Here is a 23,860-nt window from a genome sequence, read left to right as displayed (position 1 = left end):
GTAGTACTTTTATGAGGTATTTGTCAATGAATCGCTTGAAATTCGGCATGAAAATGCCGTTATTTCACTGAAAATTGGATGGAATTCAAGACTTCATTTAACCGCTGCCATTGCTTGTCCGTCTTCACCGCATCATTAATTCTCAGGCGAATGGTGTAAACGATACCGTTTTTCTCAAAGACGTACTCGTTCAGCGTATACGGGATGTTTTTGCTTTTATATTGAACGGCAAACTTCTTTACATCCGTGCCGAACAAGGATTCATCGGTTTCCGTATATTTATAATTCGCGTCATTTTCCGAATTTTTCTTATACTCCTGCTCAACCCGGTTCAACACTTCATCCAGACCCGAACGATCGTCGGCGGATAGGGTCATGCTGCCGCCCGTGAACGGGAAGAACTTGCTCGGATTATCGGAGCTTCCGTCCAGCTCGCCTTCAAACCAGAGCTCAGGCAGCTGTAAGGAGTAGCCATACTTATTGTTCGTGTAGGTAACCGTCCTGTCCGGATCGATCAAGTCGTCCTCATCCTGAATGATTCCTAACGACCGGTTTAAGCCTTCTTTGGAGAATTGAATCGAGCCGGTCCAATCGGAGATCTGCTTCTCCAGCGTCTCATTGTTGGATGCCTTCGGGTAAGACATGGTGAGCTCGTATTTATACTTGTCCTTGATAATATAATATACGTAAGTTTGCTTCCATTTATCGCCCATGGTCCAGCTGTATGTATTCTGAAAGGCAGGAACGCCGCCAACAGTCGTCTCTTTCGGCCCCTGCGTCTCCCGGTATTCCTCGACGTAGATGTTCTTGAACTCCTTTTCCTGCCGTGCCGCCCAGTCCGCCAGCGTATCCCCTGAGGCAGCAGAGCTGATTCGCACATAGATCCTCTGCTCTCCGTCCTTGCTGCTGTAGTCCATTTCTGAGCCATAGTCGGATTTATTCCATTCCTGCGGCAAATCAAAGCTCAGCCCGTATTCAGTCGTCACGGTATGTTTGTCTTGATATACCGAAATATCCTTTAACGATCCGTTCTTCGCATCGTAATCGAGCGAGAAGGAATCGAGCACATCGATAATACTGTTACGCTGCGCCGCGCTGCTTTTGTTATCACTCGTATTTACTATTAACGTCACCATATAAATTTTATCGTCCTTTAAAAACGCGCGCGACTGGTAATACATGACATTGGCATTTTCACCGACCAGTTTAGCATAGGGCTGGGTACCGGAGCCGTCATTCACATATCGTTTCTCCAATATGGTATCGATTTCGGCCTGTCCGTCCAGCTTTTTAAGTAATGCCAGAGGAGACAGGTCTTTGCTTTGTTTCTCCTGAACACGAATCATCACAGCATACTGCCCTTTTGCATCCGCGAACATCACCTTGTCCCCTGTGGACGACTGGCTCGTCTGAACCAGACCTGACGGGTATTTCATCGACCAGCCGAAATGGCTGTCCCCTATCATCGTCTTGCCTTGATCCGCATCAATATAGGAGCCGTCCGAATCAAGCACAGAATTGGAGCTCCCGGACTTGTCTTCTCCAAGAACAAAATCAATTGTCTTCGTGTCGGAGCCCGATTTCAGCTTCAGCTGTACTTTATCCTCCGGCAAATATTTCTTCAGTGCTTCGTTATACTCAACCATATTATGTATTTGAACGGAATTGATGGCGAGCAGTGTGTCCCCTTGCTTGATCCCTGCCTTCGCCGCTGTCGAATCCGGTTCCACGTAGGTTACCTCGAGCCCGCTGCTGGTTGGGAGCCCCACTACCGCTTCCCAGCTTTCTGCCAGCTCCAAATGTAACGTTGGACGCTTCACTTGGCCATACTTAAAAAATTGATCCAAAACATATTGCACGGTGTCAACCGGGATCGCAAAGCCAAGACTATCCACTCCATACTCGACATATTTCATGGTATTGATCCCGATAACCTCGCCCTTCATATTGACGAGAGCGCCGCCGCTATTCCCCGGGTTAATGGCCGCATCCGTTTGAATCAATCGGTACTTGGATTGTACCGAACGTTCCATTCCGCTTATGATGCCTGATGTGACTGAATTCCTTAATGCAAAGGATAACGGGGTACCGATCGCCATAACCGACTCGCCGACATGGATATCCGAGGCAGAAGCAAATGTAGCCGGGGTAAGTCCCGTTGCTTCAATTTTTACAAGCGCCAGATCACTTTCTTCATCGTAGTGAGTCGTTTTTCCAGAGTAGGATTTGCCGTCTGAGGTCACAATGGTCAGGTTGCGCATGTTCTTTACGACGTGAGCATTGGTTAAGATATACCCGTCGTTTCGAACGATGACACCTGTCCCATGAGCAAGCTGGTATCTATCCGATTGGGATATTTTTTTGTCATCGCTCGGTCTGCCGATGATAGCCACAACGGAGGATGTGGTTTTCTCTACCAGGGTGGGGATAGAGGTCCCGTTAGGCAGTGAATCCGCGTATACCGGTGTTGTCATAACGGCAGCTGCAACCATGACAGCCATGGAGCCTTTCATAACTCCCTTGCTCAATGTTTTCAATTTCTTCATGCTGTTTCTCCTATCAACAGTTTGCATATCCCCTAAATCTTACCTACTCTATTGCCAGAGTGCAAGAAAAAAATAGTAGATTCTAGCAGCAATGACTTAACCTTCCGCATAAGAAAAACGATCCTATCACCAGCATAGAATGCTGAATAGGATCGTGAGTACGCTGACGCTATAGATTCCGCTATTGAATTAACTGCTAGAGCTGCTGGAGCTGCTGCCAATACCGCCTTTGGAAGCCGATGATCCGCTCGATATGCCGCTGCTCGATGACTTGCTGCTCGAAGTTCCTGTACTGCCCGAAGAAACGGAGGAGCTTTTGGATGTCGTTGAGCTTGACGATCCCGAGGAGCTTGTAGATCCTGAGCTTGACGTACTTCCGGTACTCTTTGGAGCGGCTGTAGAGCTTTTATTTGTGTTATTCGTTGCGGCAGACGACCCTGACGTAGTAAATGAACCCGTACGATTGGAAGTCGAAGGTGTCGGTGCCGGAGTAGCCGTTGGAGTGCTGGTAACGGCAGGCGGGACGTTTCTGACATCCGTTGCGGTATTCGGCCGGGTATTCGTGACAGGCTGTTGTCCCGATTTGCTCAAGCTGCCCGCAGCCGCACCGATGACTGCTCCCGCTATCGCGCCTGCAAGTAGTCCGGAAGAAATCGAGGACTCCCGCCCATAATATGTTCTTCCGTCATGAGTGTACGCGTAATCCTTGTTATACGTATCGCCTGAATCATCACATTTATTGTCGTTATTATCATCCTGACAATAGTCCTGGGCCGTTCCGCCGTAAGGAGGAGCGTCAGGATCTGCCGTTTGCTGGCTCGGGGCCGGAGACTGGGTAGCGGCTACCTGCCCGTTCGATGCCACCGGTGCCTGTGGAGGCTCTTGACCGCAGCCGGCCAGAGCTGTCGCCATAAATAAAGATACTACCAATGCGGACTTGGTAAGTGGTGCACCCTTCGCTTTGTTGTCGTTGGTTTGTTGTTTTTGTAACAATGCAATTCACCTCATTTTGACGTCTGACGATACCGTCGAACACCTTTTTCGTAACCATTGTAACGATTTTTTCACTTTCAAAAAAAGAAAATTACTATTATTTTACTATAAATCTACAAAATAGTCTCGTGTTAGAAGAAAATTGACATTTTGTCGGCCGATTACGTTGTCGTCTTATGGAGCCTTGATGATGGGTTTCTACACTTTGATTTGTTTTATAGCTTCTCTCATATCCTGGGTCATTTCATTCAAAGCAACGGCGGAATCCGCCATTTGCCGGACCACATTCAGCTGACTGTCCGTCAGCTCGCGAATATGACGCGTCTGGTCGGACGATACCTTGGCAATATCCGCTATGCCCATTACCGAGGCGGCTACTTCCTCAGACCCCGCGGATATTTGTTCCGCAGCGGCGGAGATATCCTGAATCTGATCCGCTACAAAGCGGAATTGGTCCACGATCGCGGTCAGATACTCTTCGGCATGCTCCGAAAGAACGGTTCCCGTTTGCACTTCCTGCGCCCCTGTGCTCATCGCTTCATGGATGCGCTCTGACTCATTCTGCACATTATGGAGCAGGACGCCGATGTTCAATGCAGAGCCTGCCGCATGCTCCGCAAGCTTCCTGATCTCACCCGCAACTACGGCGAATCCGGCACCATGCTCACCGGCCCTTGCAGCCTCGATGGATGCGTTAAGTGCCAGAAGTTTCGTCTGATTCGCAATGTCGGCAATCCCGCTTAGCGCGCTCTCAATCTCTTGGGAATAGCCTTGAAGCGCCTCCACTCTTTGTGCGGCTTCTCCTGCGGCGGCGGAAATCGTATAAATTTGAAGATTCATTTGATGTATCGCCTTTTTGCCGGATTCTGCATGGTTGAGCACCTTGTGGGAAGCGTCTGCTGCGGTTAGTGACGCCTCGGAGATTCGCTGAATCGCCGTCGTTATTTCTTCCATAGAGCGGCTGCTTTCATCCGTACTCAAACTCTGGGCTTGTGCCCCTTCCGCTACTTGGCTGACCGCACGGTTAGCCCTCGTATGGATCTCGAGAACCTGCTTCGCGTCGGAAGTGAATCGGTCAGAGGATAATACCAGCTGTTCGGATGTCTGGACAACGCGGGATACCATCCGGCCAATGATTGTGTTCAAGCTGACGGACATTTGAACCATGGCTTGATAGACCGCACCAACCTCATCCGAAGACCTGACCGGATGATCCGTTAACAAGCGGTTGGCATCGGCTAGCTCTCCGGATGCGATATGCCTGGACGCCGCTACAATCCACTGAAGCGGCCTTAATGAACGCACAAGCACCCATGTAATCAATAAAAGAATCAGGATCAGTATCCCCGCCATCAGGCTGTAGAAGGGAATACTTTGACGAATCAAATCGCGGCTTATAGAATCCGTAACCGAAGCTTCCGTATCAATGCCAAGGACCCCGATCATCGTGCCGTCCGCTCTTTTAATAGGAGCATAGGAAGAGATATACTTTCCATATTGCGGGTTGTCTATAATAGACGAGCTGGCTGTTTCCCCTGCTAATAGTGCTTTTACCGCCTCTTCCGGAATATCCGTCACCTCATTGATAGGGGATGCCGATTCCGAGCCTCTAGGTTGACCGTCAATCATGATAAGCGGTCTCTGGCTTTCGTCAACCCTAACAATGTATACGTACAATGCGCCAATTTGTTCCCGAAATTCATTTAGCTCCAGTCGAATAGACCAATAGCTGTCGTTTTCCTGCGGATTTTTCAAGAACGGTTCAATCCGGGAGACATCCAGCTTCTTGGCGTAGCTGTCCGCCATTCGGATTCCGTAGCTTGTAATAACCCCTTGCGCTGCTGTCTTAACGTTGCTGATCTGCAAATAAACATACCCGGCGGATAACAGGATCATCGCGGCCATAACTACGGCGGCAATCCTCAATGCCAGGCGATTTTGAAGCCAATTCGAACCCCTCATTTTATCTAGCCCCTTTGGTAAATGACTCTTTACGGCACATTGCGCCGACATGCCTCTTTTCTTTTCGACAAATTTTTCCTCTTCCCTTCCCGGAATGAGCATTTTTTCCTATAAAAATTAATTAAGCCACACAACTGGGGCTATGGCTTCAAAGCAGATTCAGGTATTTCGTAGGAAGACACGAAATGTATGAATCCAGAAATATCAAAAAAGTGCTTCCGCTAAAGTCGCAGAAGCACCCCTATTGTCTTAGTTAATTGGAACCATATTGGGACGTTGCAAGTCATATAAACGAAGCTGGAATAGACTATTGCTTCAGCTTCTTGACGATGAAATCGGCAATACCGGTCAGCATAATCGTGATGGACAATGCTCCAAGCGCATAAGGAACGACTAGCGGAACGACCCTGTAGTCACTAATTTTAACCCAATGCAGAAATAACGGGTACAATAAGAGCAGCGCAAAGAACACGATCATCTTCATTCATCCAGATCCCTTCATGCAGTTTCAAGATTAGTTTACATGACTCCCCCGCTCTTTTCAAACCTTAAAACTGCACTTGGGAATGAAGCATAACCGAACATACGGATTCAATCACCCGGCTTACTCTCGTCTCCACGAATTTGATATTCGATTGCGCACAAGGTACCGATTGGAATCATTTCGCTTAAGTAGCTTCCGACAAGCTCCTGTTCCCGGGAATCGATAGGTCGTTCCGTGTGAAATTCAAAATGCAGCGTTCCAGTTTCTGCGTCATAATCGACGTAATCCAATTGTCCAAAAGGGATCATTTCGTTCATTGTGTCCATGATTTCGGCTTGATCCAGTCCCCGGCTGAGCACCTTCTTCTGCAGCTCATCCGGCAGCTCCGGAAGCTGCGGCACCTCGTCATCCTGCACCAAATGGTACGGTTTAATCTTGAAGCAGACGTAAGGATTCAAATATTCGGAGGCGTATTGCTTCAGGTTACGTATATCGTGATCCGGGAGCTGCAGATCTTCATTCCACGCATAAACCGTCACTTTATGCCTCCCCTCCGAGTGAATGCGGACATATCGAAGATGCGGAAACCGCATTTTTATCATTTGCTCCGATAGGATGCGAGCTCTCATCATATCACCTCTTTGATTATGATTCTCCGCCTTTGTAATAACGCTTACACTAACTTGCGATGTAAGCTATCCATTGATAAAAAGAAAGGCAGCGTTCCTCCACAAGGGAAAGGGCTGCTGCCGCCTTCATTAATTGGCTTCCGGTACTCTTAAGCCGAGTCCTTCCGCTATACGTTGTCCGTACTCCGGATCCGCTTTGAAGAAATGTCCGATTTGTCTTAGCTTAATCTCGTCGCTTTCCACCGGCTTCATAGCCGCGACAATGGTTTGCACAAGCCGTGAACGCTCCTCTCCGTTCAGCAGCCGATACAAGTCTCCAGCCTGGGTATAGTGGTCATCGTGATCATAAGGCACGCTATCCGCTTCACCATGAATCTCAAAAGCGGCCGGTTTATCCGACTTGGACTCCGAGGGTCCTCCGAAGCTGTTCGGCTCATAATAGACGGAGCCGCCGCCGTTGCCATCAAACCGCATTTGACCGTCGCGCTGATAATTATTCACTTCGTTACGCGGACGATTGATCGGCAAGGACTGGTGATTGGCCCCTACGCGGTATCTGTGAGCGTCATGGTAGGCGAATAAGCGCCCTTGCAGCATTTTATCCGGCGATACCTCGATCCCGGGCACCAATGTTCCTGGAGAAAACGTAGCCTGCTCGACCTCTGCGAAGTAATTTTCCGGGTTCCGGTTCAGAACCATCCGCCCAACCTCGATTAATGGATAATCCTTCTGCGACCATACTTTGGTGACATCAAACGGATCGAACCGGTACGTCTTTGCATCCTCAAGCGGCATGATCTGAACACAGAGCTTCCAGGAAGGAAAATCTCCCTTTTCAATCGCATTGAACAGATCCTCCGTATGGTAGTCCGGGTTTTCAGCTGCAAGCTGAGCCGCAAGCTCCGCCGATAAGTTCTGTATGCCTTGTTCTGTTTTAAAATGATATTTTACCCATACTCCCTCACCCTGAGAATTGACCCATTTGAACGTATGGCTGCCGAACCCATGCATATGCCTGTAGGTAGCCGGGATTCCGCGGTCCGACATCAGAATGGTCACCTGGTGCAGTGACTCCGGAGATAACGACCAGAAATCCCATATCGCATTCGGATTCTTCAGATGAGTTTGCGGGTGACGCTTTTGCGTATGGATGAAATCCGGAAATTTGATGGCATCGCGGATAAAAAAGACAGGGGTATTATTGCCTACCAGGTCATAATTGCCTTCATCCGTATAAAACTTGACGGCAAATCCCCTTGGGTCCCGTACCGTATCTGCCGAGCCGCTCTCCCCTGCAACGGTCGAGAAACGTACGAATAGCGGTGTTTTCTTCCCTACTTCCGATAAAAAATCCGCTTTCGTATATCTCGTCAAATCGTTCGTAACTTCAAAATAGCCGTGCGCCCCAGCTCCTTTGGCATGAACGACCCTCTCCGGAACCCGCTCACGGTTAAAATGCGCCAGCTTTTCCAGGAGATGAACGTCCTGTATAAGGGTTGGTCCCCGCGATCCGGCCGTAATTGAATTCTGGTTGTCGCCTACCGGAGCTCCCCAGCTCGTTGTAAGCTTGTTCTTGCCCTGGCTCATCCTTATATCACCTCATTAATAGTTTTGAAGTAGTACCCATTAAAGCGATCGCTCAGGATGTTCTCGTGAGAGTTGTCTACTTATATGATCTATATGTATTCAACAGGTGTACAGTTCATTCGCACTCTGCAGCATACGAAAAATCCCCCTGTCCACTGTTCAAGTGAGCACGGGGATATTATCTTTTTGTTTATTTAGTAGCCTCTTTCCCGATTAACGATGCCTTGCAGCCACTCGCCTTGTTCATACAACCTGAGGTTGTTCAAGAAAAATCTCCCTACATCGGCCGCATGACTTTGTCCCGACAAATGAGGAGTGACATATACGTTAGGCAGCGACCAGAATGGATGCTCTGGATCAAGCGGTTCTTGTTCAAACACATCCAGAATAGCCGCTTGAAGCCTTCCTTCCCTCATCACTTCTGCCAAATCGGCTTCTGCTATCAGCTGTCCGCGGCCAACATTCACCAGCGCTGCTTCAGGCTTCATCAAAGACAGGATATCTTTGTTAACCGCATATTGCGTTGCAGGAGTTAATGGTAAGGTGAGCACCAAATAATCCAGATCTTTGACAAACAACGGCCATTCCTCTGCCGTATAATGTTCGTCCACGAGCTCCGCATTCGCTCCGCTGAAGCTCAAACCATGTACTTTCATATCAAACGCCCGAGCTTTTCTCACCACTTCTGAACCGATCGAGCCCAACCCTGCTACGCCGATGATTTTATTGTTTAATGTATCCACTTCGAAGGGATTCCAATGCGAGCGCTTCTGAGCCTCAAGCATATTCGGAAGACCTTTGGTGATGTACAGCAAAAAGGCAAATACGTATTCAGAGATCAATCCGCCGAATTGATCTGTAATTCGGGTAATCGTTATCGATTCCGGTACGCCCGGGTCTGACACCAAGTCATTAATTCCTGCACCTGTGGACTGAATCCACCGGACGCTGGAAGCCTTGGGCCTAGTTAATAAAGCGGTTGGAAATTTCCAGCCTAATATGACCTCCGTACCCTGTAAATGGCTTAAAGCCTCTTCTATGGAGGAAGCAGTCTGTATCGATGTATACCCATGCTCACGCAGGTAATTGGCGTAGGTATCAGCCTCATGATGATATACTAAAATATTTGGATGATGCTTGCTCATACCTTGTTCCTCCCCATATTCGTGTCTTTTATGGCTTCTCTTAGTAAGCCTTGTCCAACTGAAGTCTAACACACCCCTGCGGTTTGCGAAACCATCACTCCCATGCGGGGGTCAAAAATATTTGCATTTCGCAAAGGTATAATTCTCATCCATACTCATACTTTTTCTTAGAAGTATGATCTTTGAATGTTTTGTGAATGCTTCAAATTCGGTAAAAAGGGTAATAAATCCCAGATGGAACACTTGCTCTACTCTTACAGTACTTAGAACCAGTATAAGGAGTGATTAGGATGAAAAAGCTCAAAACGAAATTATCCATCATTACCATTGGTGCATCGCTTATGCTTCCCGCCGCCGTTGGCGCTGCAGCTCCAACAGATACACAGAAGCCCTCCACGACCGATCCAGGAACCATCGTTATCTCACAAACCGTGCAAACGAAGGTCAATGGTACTTATGTACCCGGCATTTATGTCACCAATAAAGATTCTCTCGTTGCTTTTATTCCTGGCGGAGTAGGCTTGGTCGTCGTAGACAAAGGAACAGCTCTTCCAAAAGGCGCATATTACGTTAATTAAGCATGAATTACCTGCACTGGGTGACTCAAAAAGTGAGAAGTGACTTCGAAACGGATGCATAACTTTGCGTGGAGCCTCCAATATATTTCCTTATATGTCAAAAAAACATTAGCTGATGGGGCTAATGTTTTTTTTGATTGTTCTTTTCATTTCCTTGCTCTTCCCCACACACTCCGTGTTTAGATGAACAAACAATCGTTGTTTTCTCTTTTGCTTCCCAATTGAATCCCTTTTTTTAAGCATAGGATTGAATTCGTTATGTGCAGACGCAGGGATTGCCTACATGTAACGCAGCCAAATGGGAATACCCCGATTTTTTCAAAATTCTTGCTGCTTTCTTGCTGTGGTATTTGGAATCGGAGATGACGATGATACTAGCCTCTTTACGTAACTCCTTCTTCTTAACAAAGGGCAATCGGCCTAATGAAATATGAACGGCTCCATCCAAATGTCCTTCATAATAATCTACCGAGTCCCGTACATCGAGTAGAATGACCGGCTTATCGGAGCTTTTCGTAAAATTGCCTAAGTCTCTAGCATCCAAATATTGTAATCCCCTCACTGGTTTAATGCGTTGATACATCAAGATAAAGAATACAAAAAGAGCAAGCATAAAAATCATTGGCATCCTCCCCCGTCAAATCACTATAATGTATAGACTTCTCTATAAAAGGTTGTACTCTGCATTAGGATGAAAACAATACCCCATAGGGTATGTGATAAATCAAAAAAAGATGCGGTCATTCTCAACCACATTGTATTGCAAATACCCGGTATGGGTATATTCATACTATACTTTTTTTTCAGCCTTGCGTCAACTCAGCTTTGACAAAAAAACGACCGTATTCGGATGATCCGTAAATACGATCGCTATCGGGTTTTAATTAATAAACTCACATTCATTCGTTACCATCAATCCGGCACTACATAATAATGTTTTCCGTATATATTAATAACCTCTTCATTATTTATTTTCTTCCCACTGCGATGAGCAAGGTATTGGATGTATTCGATGGCGGCCCTCTGATCTCGTTCGTTCAACCCATCTAACAAGTGAAACAGTTTTTCTTTGCTGTCCATAATAATCCTCCTCTCAATTGTACACTGCTGAGACGGAAAGACTTTTTTGCTTTTGGGAGCACGAAAAGCACAAGGCTAGACCTTGTGCTTCAATAAGCAAATCTATCCTTCCCACAGTCGCTTACGAGGTTAGCTGTCGGATTCGGGCGGTGAGAATACGCCCTACAATAGGCAGCTTGCCGCTGCATATCGATTCACCCCAAATTACTTGGTTCCCCCGTTTTTCTAAAAAGAAAACTCAGCGATTTAAATATAGAAATTATACCATATATTATACCTTTTATTGATGAATAATGTAAAGCCTAATTTGACTATTGGTTAAAAAGAGCCCCCCTTCTCTAGATTACAATCCGCATCTTTATCCTATTACCCATAAATTATTTTATGTAATCTGAATTGATTCCATTGTGATCATTATGAACTCCCAAATTCAAATCCGCGAACCTTTGCAAAAACCATCGTATTCATCAATGAACCATCTGTTCTTCTGTCATCGCAACGAAGCGTGCCTTCCAGCGTGAAGCCTGTCCTGACCGCAACTTGAATGCTTCGTGCATTAATTGAATCGCATCGGATCTCTATACGATTCGCTTGCAGCTGGGCTATAGCAAATTCTGTAATCCCGTTTACGGCTTCCGTAATATAGCCTTGTCCGAGGCAGGATGTTCTTATCCAATAACCGATTTCAAATTTTCTTGTTTCCCAATCCACCCTATGAAGACCACTGCATCCGACCAGCTTTCCCGTATTCTTATGCAACAGGTACAGCCTGAGATCGGACCGCTCCAAATAACGAAGCCTTGCCTGGCGTACACCGGTCTCGGATTGCTCCAGCGATGGAGCTTCCTGGGCCCAGGGCAGCCAAGGACGGAGCTGTTCAATACTTTCATGAATAGCTTCATACACCATCGATCCATCCCCCGCCTGGGGAGCGCGAATCATAAGGCGCTCTGTTTCCAGGCTTTCGGGGATATCGAGGAGCAGTGGATTAACCGTGCTCATTGGCCATCCCCCTCCATATTCCAATTGGTTTACCAATAGCAATTCTCCGCAACCAGCACTTCGTTCAGAAACTGCCCGGTTAAAGAAGCTTTAACTTTTGCCACTTCCTCAGGAGTGCCGCTCGCAACCACGGTTCCACCGTTCTTCCCGCCTTCGGGTCCCATATCGATAATGTGATCGGCCACCTTGATCATATCAAGATGATGCTCGATGACGATAACGCTATGTCCCGCATCGACCAGCTGTTGAACGCAATCAATCAGCTTTTGAATATCCTGAAGATGCAAGCCCGTGGTGGGCTCATCCAGAATATATAAATTATGAGCTCCCCGCTTCAGCTTACTTAGCTCGGTAGCAAGCTTGATTCTTTGCGCCTCCCCGCCGGACAAAGTCGTGGCGGATTGCCCCACTCTTAAATAACCGAGCCCAAGCTGATTCAGCACATTTAGCTTATGCAGGATATAAGGCTGGTCGGAGAAAAAGTCTACCGCTTCTTCAATACTCATTTCCAGCACATCAGCAATGTTTTTGTTCTTGATTCGAACATCCAGCACTTCATCATTAAAGCGGGCGCCTTTGCATACAGGGCAGACCGATTCGACATCCGGCATAAATTGCAGCGGAGTCGTTACAATTCCTTCCCCTTGGCAGTGCTCGCATCGGCCGCCATTTTTTTGGTTAAAGCTGAAATCGTTCTTACCAAGCTCCTTACCGGCTATGGAGGCTGCCTCCGCATATAACTCACGGATACGGTCAAAGAAACCTACATAGGTCGCTGCATTGGAACGTGAGCTTCGGCCAATGGGAGATTGATCGATATTTATGATTCCCGTTAAGTGCTGATGGCCTTCAAGCGAATCATGTTCACCGGGTACAATGCGTGCGTCGTGAAACACGGAATAAAGCTGTTTATAGATGATCTCATTCACCAGCGTGCTCTTCCCTGAACCGGAGACCCCAGTGATGCATACCAGAAGTCCTAACGGGATATCCACATGGACATTTCGCAAGTTATTGGCTCTTGCGCCCTTAAGAGACAAATGGAGACCTGATGCCTGACGGCGTTTGGACGGCACTTCGATCTTTCTCGCCCCGGACAGGAACGATCCCGTGATCGAGTCGCCATTTGCCCGAAGCTGCTCGGCCGTACCTTGGGCAATGATTTGACCGCCATGGGTTCCCGGACCCGGTCCGACTTCAATAATATGATCTGCGCTGCAAATCGTATCGATATCGTGCTCAACCACAATTATGGTATTTCCTGTGTCTCTAAGCTTTCTTAACGTATCTACAATCCGAATACTATCCCAGGCATGCAGTCCGATGCTCGGTTCATCCAGAACATACAACATGCCCATAAGGCCGGAGCTGATTTGGGTAGAAAGCCGGATTCTCTGGGCTTCGCCCCCGGATATGGTGTCGGAGCGCCGCCCCAGGCTTAAATAATCCAGACCAATGTCAAGAAGCAATACAAGTCTTGATTGAATTTCTGCAGTAATTTGTTGGCCGACATGCTGCTTCTCGACAGAAAACGAGATACCGGATAGGAATTGATGAAGCTCTCTCATAGAAAGGCTGCATAGCTCGTGTATATCTTGATTGCCAATCTTAATGCAGAAGCGCTGCGGCTTGAGCTTCCTCCCGTCGCAATCCGGACAGGTATGCTCCACCATAACCCTTTTGTAAAATTCATCCTCTGATGTGGTGGAGGCTTTGCGCTTCAAATACAGCTTATACCAGCGATTGACCATATTGACGAAGCCGCCGTAGCCCATCATTTTCCCATCATGACGAGATTGGGTCTTAGGCGCATCAGGAGGTGCGACGAAAGGAAATTTCTGTCCTTTGGTTCCGTAAAATAATAGATTCATGACAGACTCTGGTAATTCTTTCAGCGGAGTTTCCAAGCTGAACCCAAAGTGCTTAGCCATGCTGTGCAATATGGACCAGCGCCAGCTATTGGCGGTCGTGCCTAGCAGCTTCGTATCCAGAGCCCCCTTGGCAATGCTCTTATCCTCGTTTTTAATCAGGAATCGAGCCTCCGTTCGCATGAAGGTACCGATGCCGCCGCATGTCCGGCAAGCGCTTTCCGGATCATTAAAGGAAAAATACGATGGATGCAGCTCACCTAACGTAAGATGGTGCACCGGGCAGGCAAACCCGCGATAAAAAGCATCCCGTTCAAATTGGGTTCCCTCCGGTAGCCGAAGGATATCAAATCGAATAAAGCCCTCACCTACGAGCTTCAAGCTATTTTCAATGGTCTTGTTCAAAACCTTGAACATATCCTTGGCAACAATAAATTTGTCAATTACAACCTCCATCTGATAATCCAGCTCATCGTCAAGCTCAAGGGGATCCCCCAGACTGCATAGAGCACCGTCTATTTTCACCGAACGAAAGCCCTTCGTCCGTATCTCGTCGAACAAGGTTTCGTAGTCTTCGCCAAAAATTTTATAGATGGGTGCAAGAACTTCAACCTCAGTCCCCTCAGGCAGAGACTGAATATGCTCTATCATTTGATTCACCGTACGAATGGGCACGGGGTGGTCGCAGAAAGGACAGTTCGCTTCGCCGACGGAAGCAAACAGCAATCTGAGAAAATCATAAATATCCGTCATGGTCCCTACGGTCGATCGCGGATTCACAATCCCCTTCTTCTGCTCAATCGCAATGACGGGAGACAGGCCGAAGACAAAGTCCACATCCGGCTTTTTCAGCTGATTCATCCTGCTCTTGGCAAAGGTAGATAGCGATTCCAGAAACCGCCGCTGCCCTTCCCCATAGATGACCTCGAAGGCAAGGGAGGACTTGCCAGACCCGCTGACCCCAGTAATAACCGTCATCTTATCGCGGGGAATGTTCACGTCGATATTTTTCAAATTGTTCTGTCTTGCACCGCGAACTTCAATGTACTGTCTCAATGGCACCTACATCTCCCATCCCAAATCATCTAGATTTTCATAGCAATAAGCAGGTTCATACAGCTCAACGCGGCTCTTGGGTGTTGCTTTTGCCTCGCCTTCCATTTTCGCAAGAAGTCCAAGCTCCGCCAGCCAGTCGCATGCGGTAGTGATAGAACCGTTATCCATTTGAACAATAACACCCAGCTTCTCTACAATATCAGTCGATGTACGAACGTCACCTTCTTCTTTTAAGTAGGCTAAGATAGGCTGGAATAGCTTTTCGGCACGTTCTTCCAAATAATGATGAATAGCCTGAAGGGCATCGTGGACCTCCTGCTCCGTTACTTCACGGGTCACCAGCTGGATGTAAACAATATGGAAAAATTCGGGGTTATAAGCCAACGCCTGCTGAACTGCTTCTCTCATGGGCACTTCACCGTTCAGAATGACTTCGATTTGGGCAAGCATATCCACCAGCTTCATAATCCAGAGAGCGCTGTAGGCCGAATCCTTCTTGACATAAAGCCATTTCTCGGCCTTCGCCAGCATCCCAAGCGTATGACATCCTACTCGCATCAGCTGCATTTGGCGGTCACGTTCGCCGACGACGCGGATTTGTTCGAAATACGGTGTAATGGAGCTGTCCTTGGTAAATAAAAGGGTACTTCGAACCAGCATCGAATGGCTAATCGAGCTTTGCAAGGAACGTTCTATCCAACGCTTGAAATCGTTCCGTGTCTGAATACTTGTATTGATCTGAACATCGTTCTCAACAAAGCACATATAGCTTTTACTCAGCTTTTGCTCGTGAACGATAAGCTTCAAGTCGATGTCAGACTTCTCCCATACCTGGTCGTAAGATAAGCTTCCCATCAATATTGCGGCTATGACTTGGTCATCCTGCTTGATTTTATCCACGAAGGTTTGCAGCGCATCCCGAAATATTGCCGTCATGGATTCCCCTTGCCTGGTCCGCTCCATAATTGCCTCCTGCAATCTCTAATATTTAAACATTATTCCATATATATCCACATTTTCCCTATTATACAGCACATACGTTCGCTATGTAAATATAATTTTTATGCAAATAAAAAAGATAGATGTGCAGTCTAACTAGACTGATCTATCTTGAATGATTACTCGGTATGGATTTGGGAACGGTATCGCTTGTTTCATTCAATCCTGGAGCAGAAACAGCATCAGCGCTTTTTGAATATGCATCCTGTTCTCTGCTTGCTGATAAATAACCGAATGATCCGATTCGATTAGATCTTCCTCAATTTCATATCCTGGATGAATGGGCATATCGTGCATGAGGTATGGTGAATTTCCATTTAAATTGATTTTGTTTATCTGATAAGGAAGCATCCGATCTATTCTATTTTTCTTCTCATCTGCATATTCGGGATCTTGGAAAAATTCCATATCAATTCACGTATCCGTGTATAAATAGTCTGTTCCAACGATGGCTTCAGAAAGACTTTCCACTTTTTCGACATACCCGTTTGATAGTGCCTCCTCCATTAGCTCCTTGTCCCAGGATGCTTCATTGATCATTGGTATAACAAGCCGAAGCTTGACCCCCAACGTCATACAGCCGATGATCAGGGAGTTGGCAACATTATTATGAATCCCAACATAAGTAACGGTTATCCCAGAGAATGTCCCTGAAATCTCATAGATTGTCATTAGATCCGCCAGTGCCTGGCATGGATGATACTTATTGCAGCAGCCATTAATTACAGATACCTTTGAATAATGCGATAATTGTACAATATCTTCATGCTTTTTCAGCCGCGCCATGATTAGATCGCAATTGCTTGATGCATATCGGGCTTCATATTGAATCGGTGATAATCGAAAATTACTCGTTTCCCAATCCATCACGACAGCATAACCACCCATTTGGCTAATGCCTGATTGAAAGGACAAGTTTGTCCTGGTGGAGGATTTTTGAAAAAGCATAAGCAGACCTTTTCTAAAACAAGACTCGTAGAAATGGCCAGGGTTCTGTTTGATTTCGATTCCTTGCCGAATCAGATGTATAAGTTCATCCTTGCTTAGCTCTTTTAATGTCAGCAAATGCTTCAACAGCTTCACCTCGTATTCACGTATTTATGTATTTTAATACGTTTATATGAATATTTATACATTGTAAGGCTGAACGCTGCTTCTGTCAATCTGTTGGATGAGAAAAAAAGGAGCGCGAATCTTTCGGCTCCTTTTCAACAACACCTACTATTTTAATAGAGGAAATACAACGATCTCATCCTGTTCGACGAAAGCATTCATGCCTACAGATAGTCAATTAGATTTAGAAATAAGTTCCACTCAGCGGTTCGTTATCCGAGAACAACTCCTGGTTAATCCTCAGCATATGAGACAGGATCTCATTCAGTTTGACCGTGTCACAGATACGAACATCCGCATCACCAAGCTTGCCCATTCTTACAGCACCATGCTCCAGCAGCACGTCTTCTACTTTCCAGAAATGCATCGACCAGGATAAGCCGCAGTGCCTTCTGGATGGTACGCGGATTTCAGTGCCGTCACCCAGCACAGTAAATAGCTCTTCATGCCCGTCGGTTAAGCGTCCAGGAATGTCCATCCATTCCTCAATCCCATGAATGAATGTATTTCTGCGTAAATCTACCCCTACAAGGATAATGGTTGCTTCACGATCGAGCAGCTTTCCCCATGCCGATTCCCGATGACACGGAGTATCAAAGCGCTCATCACCCTTCACAAATTCCTCTGCATCCCTGCCGAGTGCGGCTACGGAATGGGTAGGATGGTAAGAACGGAGCACAACCGGGCGCTTGCGGAACAACTCAGGCAGGATCCCGACGCAAGACGGTGATGATTCCAGGTAAAACTTCGGATTGCTTGCATTGATATACGACCATGTATGCGTCGGCAGCACAAGCAGGCCATCCTTCATGTATTCCGACAAAGCATCGAGTACCGTATCGGCCCCCTGTTCAACTGCTCCAATACTTTTCATCGATGAATGCATCAGGGTTGTTCCTTTAGGATCAATGCCCATCTTTTCAAGATCGTACATTAAACTGGCTTTCGTATGCACTGCATATAGTCCCCTTTCGTTGATTCAAGTTATCTAAGTCATCACATGCATATTCTCAATAGTTTACTACATTCGATAGTCGATTAACAAAGCGAGCGTTCGCGCCACTTGCGGCCTGCTCACTCTATCTTGGGTAAACGCCCCACATGGTAAAAAAAGCCAACAGCTTCCACTGTTAGCTTCTGTCATTAGGTTCATTTTCTTTTGAAGCTTTTTAGCAAAAGGTCCATCGGCTCTTTCATATCGGAATCACCGCGATGGTAATGCTCCAGCAGCTTATCCAGACGAGCGACTTGATGACCATAATCGTACATGGCTGCAGCCACGACCGAAAGCCGCAGTATTCCCGAAGGCTGGTCTTGATAACGTTCAATAAGCGTAGACATAAACTGTTCGTTATCCGCCTCGATATCCAGACCTTCCGAGCTGTCCGCTTTAAGCTTGTTATCAAACTTGAGCAGCACATGCTCGTGGTACTTGATCAATTTCTCCAAGTGTCCGTCGAAGAAGGCATCGGTCTGCGGGCCCCGATTCGCCTGAAAAAAATGTTCGTCTACCGTGTCCAGTACCTCAAGACCCTTGGACAATGTTCGAAGCATTTGCTTGTAGATGACCAGATGGCGAATCATGCTGAATTTGCCGCGCTTAAGCTTCTTGACTTCCTCTTCCATAAGCTTATATTTGCCGGCCAAAAGCTGCAGGGAGTTAGACAGCTCCCCCTTCTCTTCCCGGAACACCGTTTCTTTGATTTCGTCAGAAATGACCGTACGAAGAAGAAGTGACATTTTGCTAAATACAGTATGAATTTGCGCTTCGAACTGGTCCTTCGGCTTGGGCGGGAAGAATAATACATTGATCAAGAAGGCGCTCCCTATGCCGATGAGGCTTAATAAGAAGCGGTTCACGGCAAATTCCCATTCCCCTGAAGCTTCCATCACGGCCACTACCGTTACTAATGTAAGACCGATTGTTTCTTCCAACCCCATCCTCAAACAGATCACGATGACAAGAATACAGACAATCCCGATCGAGATCACATTATTGGAAAAAAACGTTCCTGCAAGCAACGCCAGTGCGGCTCCAAGCACATTGGTTTGAAGCTGCTCCAAAAAATATCGCCACGATCGGTAGATCGAAGGCTGCATTGCAAAAATAGCTGCGACTGCCGCAATAACGGGAGGAGTAAAGTTTAACAAAGCACTAAGATATAATGCCAAGGTCACTGCAATTCCTGTCTTCCACACGCGTGCTCCGAAAACCACATAGCCTCTCCTTCCTTATCATGTTATCCATCTTATCTTACACGGCCCAAGCCCAGGATGCAAAGGCTTCCTATTAAATATTTTAGAATAAAAACTCTTCACATCAACGTATTTTGTGTTACTATTTGTACATTGAGTAGCACGGGTTGGTTGAATAAGAGGTAAACAAGGTATGTGCAGGAGGAGAAACGTGGATGTTACGGAAGATTTGGGAGAGCAAGGCCTCATGGGGAGGGTATTATCTTGTCATTTTGGCGCTGCATGTTATAGGTATTGCAGGTCTTATGACAGCCGCCCGCAGCGATGCTGCGTTTTGGAGTCTTGGGCTATTGGCTTATGCTTTTGGGTTGAGGCACGCGTTTGATGTAGACCATATTGCGGCTATCGATAATACAGTTCGTAAGCTGATTCAGCAAAAGCGTAATCCTCTTGGGGTCGGCTTTTACTTTTCATTGGGTCACTCCTCTGTTGTATTTCTCATGGTGTTAATCATTGCTTTATCCATGAAGTGGGCTCAGGACGCGATGCCTCAAATGCAGGAGATCGGCGGGCTTATAGGAACTACCGTATCGGGAGCGTTTCTTGTTATCATCGGATTGATCAATCTCATGATCTTGTTGAATTTGCTTCGAGTGTTCCGAACCCTAAGGCAAGGACGATTTTTGGAAGAACAGCTCGAGGCTCTTCTTGACTCCAGAGGCTTTTTCTCCCGATTATTAAAACCGATGTTCCGGTTCATTAGCCGGAGCTGGCATGTGTATCCTTTAGGCTTTCTGTTTGGTCTTGGCTTTGACACTGCAACAGAAATCGGTTTATTGGCTATCTCGGCCGGTGCGGCCAAAACATCAGTACCCGTATTCGGGATCATTGCTCTTCCCCTGTTATTTGCAGCCGGCATGAGCTTAATGGATACGGCCGATGGAATGTTCATGACCAAGGCCTATCGCTGGGCTTTTACAACACCTGTTCGAAAGCTGTATTACAACGTAACGGTAACGACCGTCTCTGTCATTGCCGCGCTAATTATTGGAATGGTCGAATTAATACAAGTATTAACCGATAAATTCAACCTGCAAGGCCCGTTTTTTGCATGGATTGGTGAGTTGGATTTTGGAGATCTGGGTTATCTGCTGGTAGGTTTATTCATACTGGCATGGCTGATATCCGTAACCGTATGGAAGGTCATGAAAGTAGAGCACCGGTATAAAGCTGTATAAGACAGGAAAGGACGGCATCGTTCGGTTACCCGAGTGATATCGTCCTTTTTTTCGACATTTGCTTGATAAACATACGGAAGAGCCGTAGTTCCACCGACGGTTTTTGGTATTTTTCACCCAGTATGTACGTTCCCCGATGCACTGCTACTTGTAGACTACGGGTTCATTCCGAAACTGAATTCTTACCGTTACAATAATAGCGGCAAGAACGGCTACGGGTACCCATATGATAGCAAGAGGATGTGAAGTTTCGGCAATAGTCCCGATAATAGCGCCAAGACAATAAATTACAATAGCTAGCAGCCGCAGCAAGGATTCCTGACTGAACGTCATCTTCGTGTCCCTGCCGAACAATAAGCGCAGCTGTTGAATCCCGTCTTCGATTACATTCGCCAAATTATTTGTAAGTACCGTTGTCGATATCCCGGCAATCCCTAGTCGTCTTGCAGCTGTGGTTTGCATTCCCATAGCCACACTTAGAAGAATGATCAGGAAATAAACGCCAGAATCCGTTTCTCTAATCCAACCGGAAGTTATGGCAAATGTCACAAGGATCATCCATTCGATGCTAAGTGCGGTTGTGACAGCCCTTGGCCACAGCGAGGGGGTCTTATCTTTGTTTACAATAAGTGCGGCTAAAGCCGTGCCTGCAATAAAGCCTACTAATGCAATAACGGACCGAAGAACGGCAAGACCTTCCACACGGCCAATGGATAACCCCATCAAAACTATATTGCCCGTCATATTGGCTGTAAAAACATGGCCTAAGCCCAAATAACCCACGACATCAACAATCCCGGCTGTCATACAAAGCAGTAAAATGATGATATGGCGATACGTGGAAGTGGACATTCCCATACAGCTCCTTTCTAGCGAGAGGTTCATTGGTTTCATTAAAGCATAACACAATATTCCTCATACTGTAAAAAAGGCTGTTCATGTCCTAACATACTGCACAAGTTCATTTAGAAGGAAATTTACTGGAAAAAGCAGCTTATTCGCAAAGCGAGATTAACCTCTCCTACACGGTCAAAACATATTCAGCTGGTCTGATACTGGAATAGAAATCCGGTGTTGATTGTTCTCGACTGTGTAATCGCCTGTATCAGGGTCTTTCCCAAACCACATTCCTCTGGCATGCATTTCTGCTGCAACCAGCAATATAGAATCTTTAATAGCCTCCGGATCAGACAAACGCTGCTTTTCCAACTGCTGAAGCTTCATCTCTATTGCTTCCAATCCTCCCATACAGAGCTCGAAATCGAAGTAATGTTCATTCATAGTAAAATAAACAGCATAAAATTCCAAAGGATGATTCAGTTTGTAATAGGCATAGCGTATAGCAGCCCTCACATAAATAGCAGCTTGAGCCTTTGGGAACAAATACTTGATTTTCTTGCATGCATCAAAGAACCATACGGGAATAGGATATTGTGCTAATCCTTCAAGCTTATCCTCCGGAATTCCTTGCCCTCTGCGAACATGCTCAGTAATTCGATATGCCAGATCTTTGGTAATCCCCCATTCGATCAGCTTGGACATAACGTCTTCTCTGAACGCAAGGACCGACTGAAGCTTCAGGTCGCTTGATCTTAGCAATTCTTGAGCATTCCCCTCCCAAACCCCATTTCCATGCGAAAGGCCGCAAATTTGTAATAGGTCATTGTAGGTAGTCGGCTGAAGCTCCCCCAGCATGTCCCTAACAAAATCCACTTGCATCTCCGGGATGCCATAAACTGCGGCTCCAGCTTGTCTTTGCTGTGAACAGATGCCCAAGGCCTCGGAAGAACGAAATAAACTGAGGACGTTCTCATCATTCATTGGAATCATCGCCGGATCTACGCCGGTTAGCTTGCTCATTAATGTGAAGAATCCTGCATCACGATGCTCCAGAAGATCCAGCTTAAACAGCACCGGTTCCAACTCCCTGTAATCAAAATAACTCGTCTTCCTCATCTGACCCTGACACTTATCTATAATAACAGGAGTTAAATCCTCAGCTTTCCTATTGGCAGGGAGAATAAAGATGCCTTGATAGTTAAGAGTACCTGCATAAAGAATTCGTTCGTTCCCAAACTGTTCTTCCAATAACCGAAGAATTCGGGCCTGACTAGTTCGAGGGATGTACAAATCCATATTGGGAGGACGATCATAAGACAATCCCATAAACATCTCACAAGGGATAGCATGGCCGTCCCCAACCACAGTTTCCCCGCAACGGGGGCAAACCTTATCCGGCAAATCCGCGCCATTGCCCGAAGCATCGTGTACCCACTCATTATGCCTGCATGCATTGCAACGATAATGCGGCAATAAGGGATTTATTTCCGTTAATCCGAGACAATAGGCAACTAGGGAGGATCCCGCGGAGCCCCGCGCTGTGACGGTGTCACCCCATGACTTCGCATGCCTTGCTATGTCGCCGGTAATCAAATAAGCGGATGCATAACCATTGTCGATAATCCCGCCCAATTCAAGCTCTAAGCGGCTTAAGACCGGTTCCGGCAAGCTGCTCCCGTACATCCTTGCAGCAGAGGAATAACATAAGGAACGAAGCTGGGCTTCTTCTCCCTCCAATGTTGGATAAAGCCGGTGTCTGGGGATTATCTCAACCGCTTCGAATTGAGCAGCCAATTGGCAGGTGTTGGTGACGACAAGCTCAAATGCTTTCTCTGGACCAAGATGCTGAAACTTGTCCAACATGTCTTCAGTAGAGTCGTATTGCTCTCCGTTTCCTACTGCAATGACCCACTTGTTAAGCCGCTCCCCGGCTTCAAGTAAACTCCTTTGTGCCTGTTTAATCTGATCCAACGAATAAGTAGCACCGTCAATTATGAAATGGTTATCATCAGCTATGGGGTGAAGCTGGATAATGTCGTAAAATCTGGCAACATCCTCGACTTCCTCCTTCGCTTTGGTCAAAGCCGCCTTCATAAGTTCATTATCCAGCCCTGTATTGGCGATAAGCAGTCCTTCACGACTCCTGGTTAAACAATCTTTACTAATTGGTGAAGAGAGTTGACCGTCAAGAGACGATATAAGCTCAAACAAATGCCTTTTCCCCGTCTTATTTGACATATAGAAGATGCAGGATGTTTCTTGGGCCTCATTCCCTATCGTCAATTCAAGCCCATACAATAGATGAAGCTGTTCTTGCCGGGCTATTTTCTCCGCTGCAATGAAGGAGTGTACCTCACCTCGACCGACAATGCCTATACGCTTTGTTCCCTGATCAGTAGCTTGCTTAATGCAGCTATCGAAATGCATCCCGCGCTCTTCACAATGATCCGCACCATATAAACGGAATTCGACTCGATTGGCTTGTCCATACCTCGAAGCCGCCATGGCTTTATTGTTTCCCTGATTTGTGGAATTGTTCACAGC

At 46.6% G+C, this 23,860-nt stretch carries 18 protein-coding genes, 1 pseudogene and 1 riboswitch; of the genes and pseudogenes, 2 read left to right on the top strand and 17 right to left on the bottom strand.

What is annotated here, in order from left to right; genetic code table 11:
• Window positions 1-59: 59 nt before the first annotated feature.
• The 7 genes from B1728_RS07170 to B1728_RS07145 form a co-directional block, all read right to left on the bottom strand.
• Entirely contained in the window at window positions 60-2,546 is a 2,487-nt protein-coding gene (locus B1728_RS07170; RefSeq protein ID WP_079909488.1) for a trypsin-like peptidase domain-containing protein, read from the bottom strand.
• Window positions 2,547-2,735: 189 nt separating this feature from the next.
• Window positions 2,736-3,539: a hypothetical protein gene (locus tag B1728_RS35705; RefSeq protein ID WP_144027786.1), complete on the bottom strand. Its 804-nt coding sequence runs from the start codon at window positions 3,537-3,539 to the stop codon at window positions 2,736-2,738.
• A gap of 198 nt (window positions 3,540-3,737) precedes the next feature.
• Complete coding sequence (locus tag B1728_RS07160) at window positions 3,738-5,501, bottom strand: methyl-accepting chemotaxis protein (RefSeq protein ID WP_179135927.1); 1,764 nt, start codon at window positions 5,499-5,501, stop codon at window positions 3,738-3,740.
• Window positions 5,502-5,808: 307 nt separating this feature from the next.
• Window positions 5,809-5,985 (bottom strand): hypothetical protein, encoded by a 177-nt coding sequence (locus B1728_RS36210; RefSeq protein ID WP_179135926.1) that lies wholly within the window; start codon window positions 5,983-5,985, stop codon window positions 5,809-5,811.
• A 107-nt stretch (window positions 5,986-6,092) separates the two neighbouring features.
• A complete protein-coding gene (locus B1728_RS07155; RefSeq protein ID WP_079909485.1) occupies window positions 6,093-6,614 on the bottom strand; it encodes a hypothetical protein in 522 nt (173 codons plus the stop codon).
• Between the two features lie 129 nt (window positions 6,615-6,743).
• On the bottom strand, window positions 6,744-8,201 hold the full coding sequence (katA, locus tag B1728_RS07150; protein WP_079909484.1) for a catalase KatA: 1,458 nt from the start codon (window positions 8,199-8,201) through the stop codon (window positions 6,744-6,746).
• A gap of 194 nt (window positions 8,202-8,395) precedes the next feature.
• Window positions 8,396-9,346, bottom strand: a complete 951-nt coding sequence (locus B1728_RS07145; protein WP_079909483.1) for a D-2-hydroxyacid dehydrogenase — start codon at window positions 9,344-9,346, stop codon at window positions 8,396-8,398.
• A 290-nt stretch (window positions 9,347-9,636) separates the two neighbouring features.
• Between B1728_RS07145 and B1728_RS07140 the strand changes: the two genes are divergently transcribed.
• A complete protein-coding gene (locus tag B1728_RS07140; protein ID WP_079909482.1) occupies window positions 9,637-9,924 on the top strand; it encodes a hypothetical protein in 288 nt (95 codons plus the stop codon).
• Window positions 9,925-10,180: 256 nt separating this feature from the next.
• Here the strand turns inward: B1728_RS07140 and B1728_RS07135 are convergent, their stop codons facing one another.
• From B1728_RS07135 to B1728_RS07100, 8 genes and pseudogenes are all read right to left on the bottom strand, one after another.
• Window positions 10,181-10,546 carry a rhodanese-like domain-containing protein gene (locus B1728_RS07135; RefSeq protein WP_179135925.1) on the bottom strand — a complete coding sequence of 122 codons (366 nt, stop codon included), beginning with the start codon at window positions 10,544-10,546 and terminating at the stop codon, window positions 10,181-10,183.
• A 290-nt stretch (window positions 10,547-10,836) separates the two neighbouring features.
• A complete protein-coding gene (locus B1728_RS36205; protein WP_179135924.1) occupies window positions 10,837-11,004 on the bottom strand; it encodes a hypothetical protein in 168 nt (55 codons plus the stop codon).
• Between the two features lie 103 nt (window positions 11,005-11,107).
• Window positions 11,108-11,258, bottom strand: a riboswitch (cyclic di-AMP (ydaO/yuaA leader).
• A gap of 160 nt (window positions 11,259-11,418) precedes the next feature.
• Window positions 11,419-12,006: a GNAT family N-acetyltransferase gene (locus B1728_RS07130; RefSeq protein WP_079909480.1), complete on the bottom strand. Its 588-nt coding sequence runs from the start codon at window positions 12,004-12,006 to the stop codon at window positions 11,419-11,421.
• Window positions 12,007-12,035: 29 nt separating this feature from the next.
• On the bottom strand, window positions 12,036-14,936 hold the full coding sequence (gene uvrA / locus B1728_RS07125) for an excinuclease ABC subunit UvrA (RefSeq protein WP_179135923.1): 2,901 nt from the start codon (window positions 14,934-14,936) through the stop codon (window positions 12,036-12,038).
• Window positions 14,937-15,893 carry a hypothetical protein gene (locus B1728_RS07120; protein ID WP_079909479.1) on the bottom strand — a complete coding sequence of 319 codons (957 nt, stop codon included), beginning with the start codon at window positions 15,891-15,893 and terminating at the stop codon, window positions 14,937-14,939.
• Window positions 15,894-16,088: 195 nt separating this feature from the next.
• Window positions 16,089-16,994 (bottom strand): annotated as a pseudogene (locus B1728_RS07110) (Rossmann-fold NAD(P)-binding domain-containing protein).
• A gap of 232 nt (window positions 16,995-17,226) precedes the next feature.
• Window positions 17,227-17,997, bottom strand: coding sequence for an AAC(3) family N-acetyltransferase (locus B1728_RS07105; protein WP_079909476.1), 771 nt, complete (start codon window positions 17,995-17,997; stop codon window positions 17,227-17,229).
• Between the two features lie 194 nt (window positions 17,998-18,191).
• Entirely contained in the window at window positions 18,192-19,259 is a 1,068-nt protein-coding gene (locus tag B1728_RS07100) for an FUSC family protein (RefSeq protein WP_079909475.1), read from the bottom strand.
• 194 nt (window positions 19,260-19,453) lie between these two features.
• Here B1728_RS07100 and B1728_RS07095 point away from each other — a divergent pair, with 194 nt between their 5' ends.
• Window positions 19,454-20,476: a HoxN/HupN/NixA family nickel/cobalt transporter gene (locus B1728_RS07095; RefSeq protein WP_079909474.1), complete on the top strand. Its 1,023-nt coding sequence runs from the start codon at window positions 19,454-19,456 to the stop codon at window positions 20,474-20,476.
• A 144-nt stretch (window positions 20,477-20,620) separates the two neighbouring features.
• Here the strand turns inward: B1728_RS07095 and B1728_RS07090 are convergent, their stop codons facing one another.
• Window positions 20,621-21,328 carry a YoaK family protein gene (locus tag B1728_RS07090; protein ID WP_144027784.1) on the bottom strand — a complete coding sequence of 236 codons (708 nt, stop codon included), beginning with the start codon at window positions 21,326-21,328 and terminating at the stop codon, window positions 20,621-20,623.
• Window positions 21,329-21,505: 177 nt separating this feature from the next.
• Window positions 21,506-23,857 carry a PHP domain-containing protein gene (locus tag B1728_RS07085; RefSeq protein ID WP_079909472.1) on the bottom strand — a complete coding sequence of 784 codons (2,352 nt, stop codon included), beginning with the start codon at window positions 23,855-23,857 and terminating at the stop codon, window positions 21,506-21,508.
• Between the last annotated feature and the right edge of the window lie 3 nt (window positions 23,858-23,860).

It is taken from the genome of Paenibacillus sp. 32352, assembly GCF_002042965.1.
In the GTDB taxonomy this organism is placed as follows: domain Bacteria; phylum Bacillota; class Bacilli; order Paenibacillales; family NBRC-103111; genus Paenibacillus_S; species Paenibacillus_S vulneris.
This window is presented reverse-complemented; position numbering and strand designations above follow the sequence as displayed.